Raw genomic sequence first — 13,073 nt, 5'->3', positions numbered from 1 at the left:
GGCTGTAGCGCAAAAACGCAAAACCCCGATCTGGCCACGCCAGTCGGGGTTTTTTCATGCCGCTTCTACTTTAGTGCGTGCGGGGGGCGCGGCTGGCCATTGCGGTAACGGCATAGCCGACGACCGCAGCGATGAACGAGCCGGTGAGAATGCCCATACGGTCCATGCCCGCATAGTCACTGCTGCCTGGCACGAAGGCCAGGGAACCTACGAACAGGCTCATGGTGAAGCCGATGCCGCAGAGTATCGCCACCCCCAGCAACTGCCCCCAGCTTGCACCCGTAGGCAACGCCGCCAGGCGAAGCTTGATCGCAAGCCAGGTCAGGCCGAACACCCCCACGGTCTTGCCCGCCAGCAAGCCGACAGCGATACCCAGCGGTACCGGGTGGGTGAAGCTTTCTAACGTCATGCCGGCCAACGAGACACCGGCGTTGGCGAACGCGAACAGTGGCAGAATGGCATAGGCCACCCAAGGGTGCAGGGCGTGTTCCAGCGACAGCAGCGGCGAGCTTTCCGCGTTGCGTGTGCGCAGTGGAATGCACAGCGCCAGGGCGACACCCGCCAATGTGGCGTGGACACCGCTCTTGAGCACGCATACCCAAAGCACCAGGCCGATGATCAGGTAAGGCCCGAGCTTGACTACGCCAAGCCGGTTCATGGCTATCAGCGCAACCAGGCAGGCCGCTGCCAGCATAAGTGACACGCTGGACAAGGTGCCCGAGTAGAACAGGGCAATGACAATGATTGCACCCAGGTCATCGATGATCGCGAGGGTCATCAAGAACAGCTTGAGCGACGCCGGGACACGCTTGCCCAGCAATGCCAGCACGCCAAGGGCAAAGGCGATATCGGTGGCGGTGGGGATGGCCCAGCCGGCGACGGCTGCGGGGTTGTCGCGGTTGATGAACCAGTAGACCAGTGCCGGTACCACCATGCCACCCACTGCGGCGGTAGCGGGCAGGATTACCTGCGAGGGCTTCGACAGCTGGCCGTCGACCACCTCGCGCTTGACCTCCAGGCCGATGAGCAGGAAGAACAACGCCATGAGGCCGTCGTTGATCCACAGCAACAAAGGCTTGGCTATCTCCAGCGCGCCAACCTTGACGGCGACCGGGACGTCCAGCAGGCCGTTGTACAGGTAGGACAAAGGTGAGTTGTTGATGACCAGAGCAAGGATGGCCGCAGCGATCAGCAGCAGGCCGCTGGCGGCTTCGAGCTGAAAGAATCGGGTGAAGAGGCTACGCACGGGCTATGGGCTCTCCATGAGAGGTTGATTACGGAACGGGCGTACACCCTAGCTTGTGGCGATATGCTTTAAAACAAAAACTATATTCGTTTTTGTTATATGGTATTGCCGCCTTGGCTGTGGGAAGACTAGACGCAGCTGAGGAACGGTGAGGTAGGGGAAATCTGATTATTCGCGCAGACTTTTCTGGCGATGGTCATGCCCCCCTGCGCAGACTTGCCCGCGCAGGGGGCGCATGAAACTTGCTGCCTTACAGCCCGAGCATGTCCCGCGCTACCGCCTCGGCAATGCGAATGCCATCGACGCCTGCCGACAGGATACCGCCCGCGTAGCCTGCGCCTTCACCCGCCGGGAACAACCCCCTCATGTTCAGGCTCTGGTAGTCCTCGCCACGGGTAATGCGCAGCGGCGAAGAGGTACGCGTCTCGATACCGGTCAACACCGCGTCATGCAGGTTGTAGCCCTTGATCTGCCGATCGAATGCCGGCAACGCTTCGCGGATCGCCTCGATGGCGAAATCCGGCAAGCTGGGCGCCAGGTCACCCAGGGTCACGCCTGGCTTGTACGAAGGCTCGACACTGCCCAGGGCAGTGGACGGCCTGCCGGCTACGAAGTCACCGACCAACTGCGCCGGGGCCTGGTAGTTGCTGCCACCCAGGACATAGGCGTGCGCCTCCAGGCGTTCCTGCAGCTCGATGCCGGCCAGCGGGCCGCCCGGGTAGTCGCGCTCGGGGTCGATGCCGACGACGATGCCGGAGTTGGCATTGCGTTCGTTACGCGAATACTGGCTCATGCCGTTGGTCACGACGCGGCCAGGCTCGCTGGTGGCGGCGACCACGGTGCCGCCTGGGCACATGCAGAAACTGTAGACCGAACGGCCGTTCTTGGCGTGATACACCAGTTTGTAGTCGGCAGCGCCCAGTTTCGGGTGGCCGGCATACTTGCCCAGACGGGCCTTGTCGATCAGCGTTTGCGGGTGTTCGATACGGAAACCGACCGAGAACGGCTTGGCCTCCATGAATACGCCCTTGGCATGCAGCATGCGGAAGGTGTCGCGGGCACTGTGCCCCAGGGCCAGAACCACATGGCGTGACTGCAGCTGCTCGCCGCTTGCCAGCACCACGCCGGTCAGCTGGCCGTTATCGGTCAGCAGGTCGGTGACCTTCTGCTCGAAACGCACTTCACCGCCCAGGGCGATGATGTCCTGGCGCATCTGCTCGACCATGCCGGTCAGGCGGAAGGTGCCGATGTGCGGTTTGTTGATGTAGAGGATCTCATCCGGCGCGCCGGCCTTGACGAACTCTTCCAGCACCTTGCGGCCGTGGTGCAGCGGGTCCTTGATCTGGCTGTACAGTTTGCCGTCGGAGAAGGTCCCGGCGCCGCCTTCGCCGAACTGCACGTTGGATTCGGGGTTGAGCACGCTCTTGCGCCACAGGCCCCAGGTGTCCTTGGTGCGCTGGCGTACTTCCTTGCCGCGTTCGAGGATGATCGGCTTGAAGCCCATCTGCGCCAGCAGCAATCCGGCAAAGATGCCGCAAGGGCCAAAGCCGACCACGATCGGGCGCTGTGCGAGCTCGGCGGGGGCGTGGCCCACGTACTTGTAGGTGACGTCGGGGGCTACGCCGATGTTGCGATCGTCTTCGAACTTGCGAAGCAGCTCGGCCTCGTTGCTGGCTTCGAGGTCGATGGTGTAGATGAACAGCAGTTCGCTGTTTTTCTTGCGTGCGTCGTAGCTGCGCTTGAACAGGTTGAAGCTGAGCAATTGCTCATCGTTGATGCCCAGGCGCTGGACGATGGCTTCGCGCAGGGCTTCGTCGGGATGGTCCAGGGGCAGCTTCAGTTCGGTGATTCGTAGCATGGCAGGGTCCAGTATCCCGGCCATGGGCGGCCGGCGGCTTTACACAAACCGCCAAGTATAAGCTGTTCGCCGCCCCGACTGGCAGGATAAAAGCGCCCGGTGATCAGTTGTCGCGCGCACCGCCGTAGTAACCGCAGCCTTGCAGGGTCTTGCCGTCGATGCGCAGCTCGGCGCGCAGGTGGCGCACCGCCCCGGTGGCGACGTCCACGCAGCGTTGCGGTGCGACCCAAAGCTCCACGTGCTGGCCGTTGGCCTCGCTGGTCAGGGTCAGGCCACCACCTGGCACTTCCTCTTCCAGAAACGGCAGGGGCAGCGGCGCTTGACCAACCCGGCTGACGACCATGCCCTTGCCGCTGGCCTTGATGTCCCAGTCGGGTTCGTGGCCGTTGGCGCGCAGGGTCAGTTGCTTGAAGTTGGGGTCTTCGCAGGCGCGGGTCGAGGGCTCCAGGCGGTACAGCCGGCGCACTTCGAGCTGGCCGTCGTTGGTGGCCTGCTTGCTGCCGGTAAGGCGCCCGCGCACATCGGCGAATAGCTTGTCGCCGGCATCCTTGGCGAGGTTGGCGGCTTCCTGCAGGACCCCCGTGCCAGCGACGTCGTTGATCACGAAACGGCGGCTTTCATTGCAGGGCTTGAACAGCAACTGGCCACCGGCGGCGCTCAGTTCGCCCTGCATGCGCGTGGTGCCGATGTTCGGGTCGCTTGGGGTGTCAGCCATCAGTTGGCAACCGGCGAACAGGGGCAGCAGGGCGGTGAGCAGCAGGGTAGGGGTGAGGCGCATGGGGCGGGCTCCGGCGATGTTCCTGAAAGCTGGCCACGTTACGCAGGGTGCACGGGGATCACAAGCATTGTCGGTATCCGGCTCAGGCCACATGAACCCAACAGGCAGAACAAAGGGCCCGAAGGCCCTTTGTTCATCAACCTCCCAGGTACGCGTCACGCACCTTGGGGTCACTCAGCAGTGACTCACCCGTTCCTTGCATCACCACCCGCCCGTTTTCCAGGACATAGGCACGGTCGGCGATCTTCAGCGCCTGGTTGGCGTTCTGTTCCACCAGGAACACGGTCACGCCGTCACGGCGCAACTGTTCGATGATGTCGAAGATCTGCTGGATGATGATTGGTGCCAGGCCCAGCGATGGCTCGTCGAGCAGCAGCAGCTTGGGTTTGCTCATCAGCGCCCGGCCAATGGCGAGCATCTGCTGCTCGCCACCGGACATGGTGCCGCCACGCTGGATATAACGCTCCTTCAGGCGCGGGAACAGCTGCAGGACTTTGTCCAGCTGCTCCTGGTAGTCGCCCTTGTCGGTGAAGAAACCGCCCATGGCGAGGTTTTCTTCCACCGTGAGGCGGGCGAACACACGGCGCCCTTCCGGGACCACGGCGATACTCTTGCGCATGATGTGCGAAGAGGTCTGGCCGACCAGCTCTTCACCCAGGTACTTGATGCTGCCGCTATGGGCCTGCGGCGAGCCGCACAAGGTCATCAGCAGTGTCGATTTGCCCGCGCCGTTGGCACCGATCAAGGTGACGATCTCGCCCTGGTTGATCTCCACGTTGACGCTGTGTAGCGCCTGGATCTTGCCGTAGAAGGTGGAAACGTTCTCGAACTTCAGCATTTACGCTTCCCCCAGGTAAGCCTTGATCACTTCAGGATTGTCGCGAATCTGCTCCGGCGTGCCATCTGCCAGGGGGGTGCCCTGGTTGATCACCACGATATGGTCGGAAATGCTCATCACCAGCTTCATGTCGTGCTCGATCAGCAGCACGGTGACGTTGTGTGACTCGCGCAGATAGGCGATCAGTGCCTTGAGGTCTTCGGTCTCTTTCGGGTTAAGGCCCGCTGCTGGTTCGTCGAGCATGATGATCCGTGGCTGGGTCATCATGCAGCGGGCGATTTCCAGGCGGCGTTGCTGGCCGTAGGCGAGGGTGCCGGCGGTACGGTTGGCAAACTCGGTCAGGTTGACCTTCTCCAGCCAGTACTGCGCGCGCTCCATGGCCTCCTTCTCGCTGCGGCGGAAGCTCGGGGTCTTGAACAGGCCGGCGAAGAAGTTGGTGTTCAAGTGCCGGTGCTGGGCGATCAGCAGGTTCTCCAGCGCGGTCATTTCCTTGAACAGGCGCACGTTCTGGAAGGTACGCACCACGCCCTTGCGGGCGATCTGGTGGCCGGCCAGGCCCTGGATCGGCTGGCCATCGAGCAGGATGGTGCCACCGCTGGGTTTGTAGAACCCGGTGAGGCAGTTGAACACTGTGGTCTTGCCTGCGCCGTTCGGGCCGATCAGCGCCACCACCTGTTTTTCCTTGACGGTCAGGGCCACGCCATTGACCGCCAACAAGCCGCCGAAGCGCATGCTCAGGCCGCTGACTTGCAGAATTTCGCGGCTCATCGACGCAGCTCCATGTGTGGACGTTGCATAGGCAGCAGGCCTTGCGGACGCCAGATCATCATCAACACCATCAGCGCACCGAACATCAGCATCCGGTATTCGCTGAACTCACGCATCAGCTCGGGCAGCAGGATCATCACGATGGCCGCGAGAATTACGCCCAGTTGTGAACCCATGCCACCGAGCACGACGATGGCGAGGATGATCGCCGACTCGATGAAGGTGAACGACTCCGGTGTCACCAGGCCTTGCCGGGCAGCGAAGAAGCTGCCGGCGAAACCGGCGAAGCAGGCACCCAGGGTGAATGCCGAGAGCTTGATCACAGTGGGGTTCAGGCCCAGTGCGCGGCAGGCGATCTCGTCTTCACGCAAGGCTTCCCAGGCACGGCCGATCGGCATGCGCAGCAGGCGGTTGATGACGAACAGCGCCAGCAGGGCCAGCAGCAGGGCCACCAGGTAGAGGAAGATGACCTTGTTGATCGAGTTGTACGCCAACCCGAAGAACTCATGGAAGGTCTGCATCCCCTCGGCCGCACGGCGTTCGAAGGTCAGGCCGAAGAGCTCGGGCTTGGGGATGTTGCTGATGCCGTTGGGGCCGCCGGTCCAGTCGGTGAGGTTACGCAGGAACAGGCGGATGATCTCGCCGAAGCCGAGGGTCACGATCGCCAGGTAGTCACCGCGCAGGCGCAGCACCGGGAAGCCGAGCAGGAAGCCGAAGGTGGCGGCCATCAGGCCGGCGATCGGCAGGCAGACCCAGAAGCTCCAGCCCAGGTAGTGCGAGAGCATTGCGTAGCTATACGCGCCCACGGCATAGAAGCCCACATAACCCAGGTCGAGCAGGCCTGCCAGGCCGACCACGATGTTCAGGCCCAGGCCCAGCAACACGTAGATCAGGATCAGCGTGGCAATGTCGACCGCACCGCGCGAGCCGAAGAACGGCCACACCAGCGCGACCAGGATCAGCCCGATGATGATCCAGCGCTGAGTCTTGGGCAGGGTCAGGTAGTTGCTCACGGCCGGCGAGATCAGCTTGCGATCCGAGCGGCGGCTCATGACCGAGCTCCACTGCTTGTCGAACAGCACGCGCAGGAACATCAGCACCGAGCACACGGCGATGATGCTGATGGTGAACGAGCCCTGGCTGTGCACCACCAGGCTGATGCCGTCGATGCTCAGTTTGAGGCCCAGTACCGGGAAGGCCACGGCCCATACCAGCAAGGCGCTGAAGAACGCCTGTTTGAGATTTTTGTTCATACTTTTTCAACCTCCGGGCGGCCCAGGATGCCGGTCGGCCGGAACAGCAGGACAAGCACCAAGAGACCGAATGCCACTACGTCCTTGTACTGGTCGCCGAAGATATCGGCGCCGAAGGCCTCGGCCACACCCAGCACCAGCCCACCGAGCATGGCGCCCGGAATGCTGCCGATGCCACCCAGCACCGCTGCGGTGAAGGCTTTGAGGCCCACCAGGAAGCCGGCGTTGGGGTTGATCACCCCGTACTGCATGCTCAGCAGCACGGCCGCTACCGCTGCCAGTGCGGCACCGATGACGAAGGTGAGGGCGATGATGTTGTTGGTGTTGATGCCCAGCAGGTTGGCCATCTTGATGTCCTCGGCGCAGGCGCGGCAGGCGCGGCCCAGACGGGAACGGGAGATGAACAGGGTGAGCAGGGTCATGGCCACCAGGGTGACGACGAACACCAGGATCTGCATGTAGCTGATCAGTACCTCTTCAGCGCCGCCCGGCCCGAAGGAGAAGCTCCCGGGGATCAGGTTGGGGATGGATTTGTCCTTGGAGTCCTGCGAGAGCAAGACCGTGTTCTGCAGGAAAATCGACATGCCGATGGCGGAAATCAGCGGGATCAGACGGTTGCTGTTGCGCAGGGGGCGGTAGGCAACCCGTTCGATGCTGTAGCCATAGGCACTGGTGACGAAGATCGTCGCGACGAAGGCGACGGTCATCAGGATCGGCAGCGAATGGATACCCATCATGGCCAGGCCCGCCAGGGCGATGAAGGCCACGTAGGAACCGATCATGTACACCTCGCCGTGGGCGAAGTTGATCATGCCAATGATGCCGTACACCATCGTGTAGCCGATGGCGATCAAGGCATAGGTGCTGCCGATGGTCAATCCATTAACCAGTTGTTGGAAGAAATGGTAGATCTCAGGCATTACAGCGCTCCTAAAAACCTGATTTGCATTTCGCTGGCGGGGGTAGGCCAGGAAACCGCGAGTGACGGTTTTAAGATTTTCAGGTGGCCGGCTCCCGGATCGCGGGAATCACGGCCATGAACCTCGTAAAACAAAGCCCACTGCTCGCACAGTGGGCTTTTACGGTCAGCTATTTAGTCACGCAGTTACTGAGGGGAGACTTCGGTCTTCGGTTTGCCGAAGTGCCATTCGTAAACAACGAATTTGAAGTCTTTCAGGTCGCCCTTGGCGTCATATGACAGGTCGCCGGTTGGGGTCTTGAAAGTACCGGCGTGGATGGCTTCTGCCACTTTGTCGGCGTCTTCGGACTTGGCCGCTTTGATGCCTTCGGCAATCAGTTGGACAGCTGAGTAGGCCGGGAACACGAACGGGCCGCTCGGGTCTTTGCCGTCAGCCTTGATGGCATCGACGATGGCCTTGTTCTCTGGATCGGCGTCGAACGACTTCGGCAGGGTGACCAGCAGCCCTTCGGAGGCGCCCTGGGCGATCTGCGAGATGGAGTCGTTGCCGACACCTTCTGGGCCCATGAATTTGGCTTTCAGGCCTTTCTCCTGAGCCTGGCGCAGGATCAGGCCCAGCTCTGGGTGGTAGCCGCCGTAGTACACGAAGTCGACGTTGTTCTGTTTGAGCTTCTGGATGATCGAGGAGAAGTCCTTGTCACCGGCGTTCAGGCCTTCGAACACGGCAACCTTGGTGCCTTTGCCTTCCAGTGTCTGCTTGACGGCGGTGGCGATGCCTTCACCGTACTGCTGCTTGTCGTGCAGGACTGCAACAACCTTCGGCTTGACGTGGTCTGCGATGTAGTTGCCGGCGGCCGGACCCTGGGCGCTGTCCAGACCGATGGTACGGAAGATCATTTTGTAGCCACGGGCGGTGATTTCCGGGCTGGTAGCAGCGGGGGTGATCATGATCACGCCTTCGTCTTCGTAGATGTCGGACGCAGGCTGGGTAGAGCTGGAGCACAGGTGGCCGATGACGAACTTGACGCCGTCATTGACCACTTTGTTGGCGATTGCCACGGCCTGTTTAGGGTCGCAGGCGTCGTCGTATTCCTTGGCTTCGAGCATCTTGCCATCGACGCCGCCCTTGGCGTTGATGTCTTTGATAGCTTGCTTGGCGCCGATGAACTGCATGTCGCCGTACTGGGTGACAGGGCCGGTCTTAGGCCCCGCGATCCCGATCTTGATGGTATCGGCGGCAAACGAATGGCTGGCTACCCCTGCCAGAACCATTGCGGCGAACAGCTTGGAAATCTTGATCATAGTGCTCCACTCATTCTGTTGTAATTCTTATAGTCCTGGCGGCCAGGGCTACAGACCGGGCGGGATTTGCGGTATGGCCACGCCATACTGCATGCCCACCTTCCCCCGGAACATGTCCCGGAACTGTACCGGTACAGTGTAGAGCGCTGTTCGAGCGCTTGAAAAGCGGTCAAAAAGTACCTGGTTCCTGGGTTGTCGCTTGATCGACACAAAGATACAGAAAAGCGCCATCAATTTGCCTGTACCTGCGGCCCAACCCCACAAGTTCGGGGCCGATCGACCAAATTACGTATTTGAAACCGGGTTTTTCTGCAAAAATAGCGGCCTTTTTTATTGGCCGATTTTTGCGGGTAGCAACCCATGACTGATCAAACAAGCACCCTCTATGCCAAATTGATTGGCGAGACGGCAATCATCGAGTGGAAAGCGCTGGAGCGCTTCTGGGCAAAGGGTGACCTGATTTGGGTCGACCCCAGCCTGGACCTGATCGCCGTTGCCGAAGCGATGGCCGAGAATCGCGGCGAGATCTTCGCCAAGTGGCGTAGTGATGGCGCTGTTGGCCCGGTGACTGCCGAGCAGGCGCTGGACCTGCAAAACCGCGATCCAGAGATCTGGGCGGTGGTGGTTTCACCGTTTATCGTGATTCAGGTGAAGCGCGCTGAGTGAGCGTGATCGTTTTTGGTGCGTAAAAATGCGCAGCCGCCTCAATCTGGTGCTTGGGGACGATCAGATGGGTGGAGGTAAGTAACAATTCGGCGTGGCGGTAACAGTTTACGGGATGCGTAATGGGGCCGCTGCGCGCCTTGAAAATAACAAAATGTGCCAGGAGTCGTTCATGAGCTCACAACTACCTTCGCTAGGCTTCGCCGGAATCGGCCTGATGGGCTTGCCCATGTGTCGGCGCCTGCTGGCTGCCGGTTACCCGCTGACGGTGTGGAACCGCAGCCCCGACAAATGCGCCGAGCTGGTAGCAGTTGGCGCGCGACTGGCGGCAACCCCGGCCGAGTTGTGCCGCGACAGCGACATGGTGCTGCTGTGCCTGGCCGATACGGCGGTGGTGCGCGAAGTGGTGTTCGGTGAGCAAGGCATCGCGCAGGGTGGGCGCAGTGGCCAGTTACTGATCGATTTTTCGAGCCTCGAACCGACCGCCACCCGGGAGATGGCCGCTGCGCTCGCGGCCTTGTCTGGCATGGCTTGGCTGGATGCCCCGGTGTCCGGTGGCACGCCGGGCGCCGAGGCCGGCACCTTGGCCATCATGGTCGGTGGCGAGGCCGCCGACCTGCAGCGTGCACTCCCCGTACTGCAGGCCCTTGGCCAGCGAGTGACGCACATGGGCGCCGTTGGCGCCGGCCAGGTGACCAAGGCCTGCAACCAGATGATCGTGGCCTGCAATGCCCTGGTGATCGCCGAAGTGGTGGCATTGGCCGAGCAGTCAGGCGTGGACGCGACACTGATCGCCGAGGCCTTGGCGGGCGGCTTTGCCGATTCGAAACCGCTGCAGATCCTTGCCCCGCAAATGGCCGAGAGCCGCTTCGAGCCGATCAAGTGGCATGTGCGGACGTTACTCAAAGACCTCGACAGCGCAGTCAAATTCTCTCGCGAGCAGGGCTCGGCGACACCGCTCAGTGGCCTCGCCGCGCAATTGATGCGCCTGCACGGTAGCCAGGGCTATCTGCAAAAAGATCCGGCGACCCTGGTAGCGCTGTATCGCAGTAAGGGCTGAGCAGGCCATTGCGCCGTTGCAGCCGCTCCAGGATCGGCCGCAATTCGCCCAGCGGCACCGGGCGGCTGAGCAAGTAGCCCTGCAGGTAGTCGCAGCCGTGGGTTTCGAGGAATTCCAGCTGTTCGACGGTTTCGACGCCCTCGCTGACCACCTGCAGGTGCAGGGTGTGGGCCATGACGATGATGGCCTGGACGATCTCGCGGTCTTTCTGGCTGCCTGGCACATCCTGCAGGAAGGTTCTGTCGATCTTCAGGATGTCCAGCGGCAAGCGTTTGAGGTAGGCCAGCGACGAGTAACCGGTACCGAAGTCATCGATCGACAGGGCCACGCCCTGGGCGCACACGCGCTTGAGCAGGCTGACAGTGCGCTGGATGTCCCCCATCAATGCGTTTTCGGTGATTTCCAGCTCCAGGTGGCGGGGCGCCAGGGCTGAGTGAAACAACGCTTTCTCCACCTCGCTGGCCAGTTCATCGTGACTGAGCGTGACTGCCGAGCAGTTCACCGTGACCTTGAGGTCGCCATAACCGTGGCGGTGCAGTTGCGCCAGGTCGGCACAGGCGTGGCGCAGCACCCACAGGTCGAGGTCGATGATCAAACCATTGGCTTCGGCGATGCCGATGAAACGGTCGGGCCCGAGCAGGCCGTGTTGTGGGTGCTGCCAGCGCACCAGGGCTTCGAGCTTGGCCACCTGGCCATTGTGCAGGTCGAAGATCGGCTGGTAATGCACGCACAGCCCGCGTTCTTCCAGCAGCGCGATGCGCAGTTCCTCTTCCAGCTGCAGGGCAAGCGTGGCCCGGGTTTTAAGGCTGTCGTTGAAGAAGGTCAGGCTGTTGCGCCCGTTGCCCTTGGACTGATACAGGGCAAGGTCGGCGTGCTTGAGCAACTCTTCGGCGGTGTTGCCATCGTCGGGGAAAATGCTGATACCGATACTGGTGGTCATGACCATGCGCCGGCCCCCCAGGTCGATGGGGTCCTTCATTCGCTGCATGATCCGCTGCGCCAGGTGGCGTGCTTCATCACGGTTGTTGAGGCTGGTGACCACGCAGAACTCGTCGCCACCAAAGCGCGCCACCAGGTCTTGGCTGCGGGTGGCTGCCTTGATGTGGTTGGCGATCACTTTGAGCAGTTCGTCGCCGGCGGCATGGCCAAGGCTGTCATTGATGCGTTTGAAATGGTCGATGTCGAGAAACATCACCGCCAGGCGGTTGTCATCGGCGTTCTGTTCGGCGAGGCGCTCGGCGAACACTTGATTGAAGCCGCGGCGGTTGATCAGATTGGTCAGGGCGTCGTAGTGCGCGGCCTGTTGCAGCGAGGCTCGCGCCTGGTCCAGTTGGTTGAGCAACATGCTGACCCGGCGCAGGTCGTGCTCCTTGCTTTGCAGCTTCTTGTCGGCCAAGGCCGCACTGATGCTGGCACCACTGATCAGCAGCGTGATGAATGCAATGGTCAGCCCCAGTTGCAGGCTGTTGTCGGCTGACGGCAGACGCAGCGCAGTGTCGGCGGGGATGACCAAGGTCATGGCCGACATGGCCGTGAAGTGGGTCGCGACGATGCCGCCGGCCATCAGCAGGCTAGCGCCGTACTTCAGGGCCTGGTGCAAGGTGCCGCTACCGTTGCGAAAGCGCCGCGCCAGCAGCAGCGCTGCGAGGCTGGTGAGCAGGGCGATGGCCATGGAGGTCAGTAGCAGCCCGGTCTGGTAGTACTGTTGAGCGCCGGTCTCGAGGGCGGCCATGCCGACAAAATGCATGAAGATGATGCCGGCTGCGATGAGTACTGCACGCTTCAGATAATGATACGGGCGCATGTGCCTACGGTTGATGCTGTTCATGCCCACCCAGGCGACGATCAGGGCAATGAGCAGCGACAGCACGGTCAGCGACACATCGTAGTGAACTTCGAGCGGGGCCTGAAAGGCCAGCATGCTGATGAAGTGCATGGCCCAGATACCGCCAGCGAGGCAGCAGGCGCCGAGCATGCGCCATTGGCGTTGCGCCGTGGCCTGTTCGCTATGGGACTGGCGCTCGGCCATGTCCAGGGTCGCAAAGCACCCCGCGCAGGCCACGGTATAGGCGAGCAGTACCAGGAAGGGTTCATGGCGACAATCGATGACGATTCGTCCGGTTGCCGGAAGATCGGCGAACAGTTGCAGACCCAGCCATTCCATTGCGTGCCTCTTGGTCGAGTTTTCACTCGTCTGCGGTACAACCCTTGGCAGACTGTCCAGAGGCAGTATAGGAAGAGGTAGTTAGCCCTTCCTGAATAATGGCAATTTGATTTCTATGATTTGGTTATGAGGCCAATCGCAGCAAGGCATATAGCCGCTCCCGTTGCAGGAGCAGCCTTGTGTTGCGATGGGCTGCCAAGCAGCCCAACTTGTCGCTCGTATAG

11 protein-coding genes are annotated in these 13,073 nt (G+C 61.6%); 2 read left to right on the top strand and 9 right to left on the bottom strand.

Features of this window, described 5'->3' with window-relative positions; translation table 11 throughout:
• Positions 1 to 70: 70 nt before the first annotated feature.
• From nhaA to LJX93_RS20910, 8 genes are all read right to left on the bottom strand, one after another.
• Positions 71 to 1,246, bottom strand: coding sequence for a Na+/H+ antiporter NhaA (gene nhaA, locus LJX93_RS20945; RefSeq protein ID WP_033702632.1), 1,176 nt, complete (start codon positions 1,244 to 1,246; stop codon positions 71 to 73).
• A 250-nt stretch (positions 1,247 to 1,496) separates the two neighbouring features.
• Positions 1,497 to 3,104, bottom strand: coding sequence for an NAD(P)/FAD-dependent oxidoreductase (locus LJX93_RS20940; protein WP_033702631.1), 1,608 nt, complete (start codon positions 3,102 to 3,104; stop codon positions 1,497 to 1,499).
• A gap of 103 nt (positions 3,105 to 3,207) precedes the next feature.
• Positions 3,208 to 3,882, bottom strand: a complete 675-nt coding sequence (locus LJX93_RS20935; RefSeq protein WP_033702630.1) for a COG3650 family protein — start codon at positions 3,880 to 3,882, stop codon at positions 3,208 to 3,210.
• A 136-nt stretch (positions 3,883 to 4,018) separates the two neighbouring features.
• On the bottom strand, positions 4,019 to 4,720 hold the full coding sequence (locus tag LJX93_RS20930; protein ID WP_033702629.1) for an ABC transporter ATP-binding protein: 702 nt from the start codon (positions 4,718 to 4,720) through the stop codon (positions 4,019 to 4,021).
• Positions 4,721 to 5,488, bottom strand: a complete 768-nt coding sequence (gene livG, locus LJX93_RS20925; RefSeq protein WP_033702628.1) for a high-affinity branched-chain amino acid ABC transporter ATP-binding protein LivG — start codon at positions 5,486 to 5,488, stop codon at positions 4,721 to 4,723.
• Positions 5,485 to 6,741, bottom strand: a complete 1,257-nt coding sequence (locus tag LJX93_RS20920) for a high-affinity branched-chain amino acid ABC transporter permease LivM (RefSeq protein WP_033702627.1) — start codon at positions 6,739 to 6,741, stop codon at positions 5,485 to 5,487. The genes livG and LJX93_RS20920 overlap by 4 nt, the downstream gene beginning before the upstream one ends.
• Complete coding sequence (gene livH / locus LJX93_RS20915) at positions 6,738 to 7,661, bottom strand: high-affinity branched-chain amino acid ABC transporter permease LivH (RefSeq protein WP_008097482.1); 924 nt, start codon at positions 7,659 to 7,661, stop codon at positions 6,738 to 6,740. The genes LJX93_RS20920 and livH overlap by 4 nt, the downstream gene beginning before the upstream one ends.
• A 185-nt stretch (positions 7,662 to 7,846) precedes the next feature.
• Complete coding sequence (locus tag LJX93_RS20910) at positions 7,847 to 8,962, bottom strand: branched-chain amino acid ABC transporter substrate-binding protein (RefSeq protein WP_033702626.1); 1,116 nt, start codon at positions 8,960 to 8,962, stop codon at positions 7,847 to 7,849.
• A gap of 360 nt (positions 8,963 to 9,322) precedes the next feature.
• Between LJX93_RS20910 and LJX93_RS20905 the strand changes: the two genes are divergently transcribed.
• Positions 9,323 to 9,628 carry a DUF2288 domain-containing protein gene (locus LJX93_RS20905; protein ID WP_033702624.1) on the top strand — a complete coding sequence of 102 codons (306 nt, stop codon included), beginning with the start codon at positions 9,323 to 9,325 and terminating at the stop codon, positions 9,626 to 9,628.
• A gap of 169 nt (positions 9,629 to 9,797) precedes the next feature.
• Entirely contained in the window at positions 9,798 to 10,685 is an 888-nt protein-coding gene (locus LJX93_RS20900) for an NAD(P)-dependent oxidoreductase (RefSeq protein ID WP_227696391.1), read from the top strand.
• Here LJX93_RS20900 and LJX93_RS20895 read toward each other — a convergent pair.
• A complete protein-coding gene (locus tag LJX93_RS20895) occupies positions 10,585 to 12,849 on the bottom strand; it encodes a putative bifunctional diguanylate cyclase/phosphodiesterase (protein ID WP_047583679.1) in 2,265 nt (754 codons plus the stop codon). The genes LJX93_RS20900 and LJX93_RS20895 overlap by 101 nt on opposite strands.
• Positions 12,850 to 13,073: the final 224 nt, after the last annotated feature.

Source organism: Pseudomonas sp. HN2-3 (assembly GCF_020691745.1).
Lineage (GTDB): Bacteria > Pseudomonadota > Gammaproteobacteria > Pseudomonadales > Pseudomonadaceae > Aquipseudomonas > Aquipseudomonas capeferrum.
This window is presented reverse-complemented; position numbering and strand designations above follow the sequence as displayed.

What these genes read in the sequence shown, in the direction of transcription:
- LJX93_RS20940 (WP_033702631.1), bottom strand. Translation starts at nt 3,104, where the DNA reads ATGCTACGAATCACCGAACTGAAGCTGCCCCTGGACCATCCCGACGAA.
- LJX93_RS20935 (WP_033702630.1), bottom strand. Translation starts at nt 3,882, where the DNA reads ATGCGCCTCACCCCTACCCTGCTGCTCACCGCCCTGCTGCCCCTGTTC.
- LJX93_RS20930 (WP_033702629.1), bottom strand. Translation starts at nt 4,720, where the DNA reads ATGCTGAAGTTCGAGAACGTTTCCACCTTCTACGGCAAGATCCAGGCG.
- livG (WP_033702628.1), bottom strand. Translation starts at nt 5,488, where the DNA reads ATGAGCCGCGAAATTCTGCAAGTCAGCGGCCTGAGCATGCGCTTCGGC.
- LJX93_RS20920 (WP_033702627.1), bottom strand. Translation starts at nt 6,741, where the DNA reads ATGAACAAAAATCTCAAACAGGCGTTCTTCAGCGCCTTGCTGGTATGG.
- livH (WP_008097482.1), bottom strand. Translation starts at nt 7,661, where the DNA reads ATGCCTGAGATCTACCATTTCTTCCAACAACTGGTTAATGGATTGACC.
- LJX93_RS20910 (WP_033702626.1), bottom strand. Translation starts at nt 8,962, where the DNA reads ATGATCAAGATTTCCAAGCTGTTCGCCGCAATGGTTCTGGCAGGGGTA.
- LJX93_RS20905 (WP_033702624.1), top strand. Translation starts at nt 9,323, where the DNA reads ATGACTGATCAAACAAGCACCCTCTATGCCAAATTGATTGGCGAGACG.
- LJX93_RS20900 (WP_227696391.1), top strand. Translation starts at nt 9,798, where the DNA reads ATGAGCTCACAACTACCTTCGCTAGGCTTCGCCGGAATCGGCCTGATG.
- LJX93_RS20895 (WP_047583679.1), bottom strand. Translation starts at nt 12,849, where the DNA reads ATGGAATGGCTGGGTCTGCAACTGTTCGCCGATCTTCCGGCAACCGGA.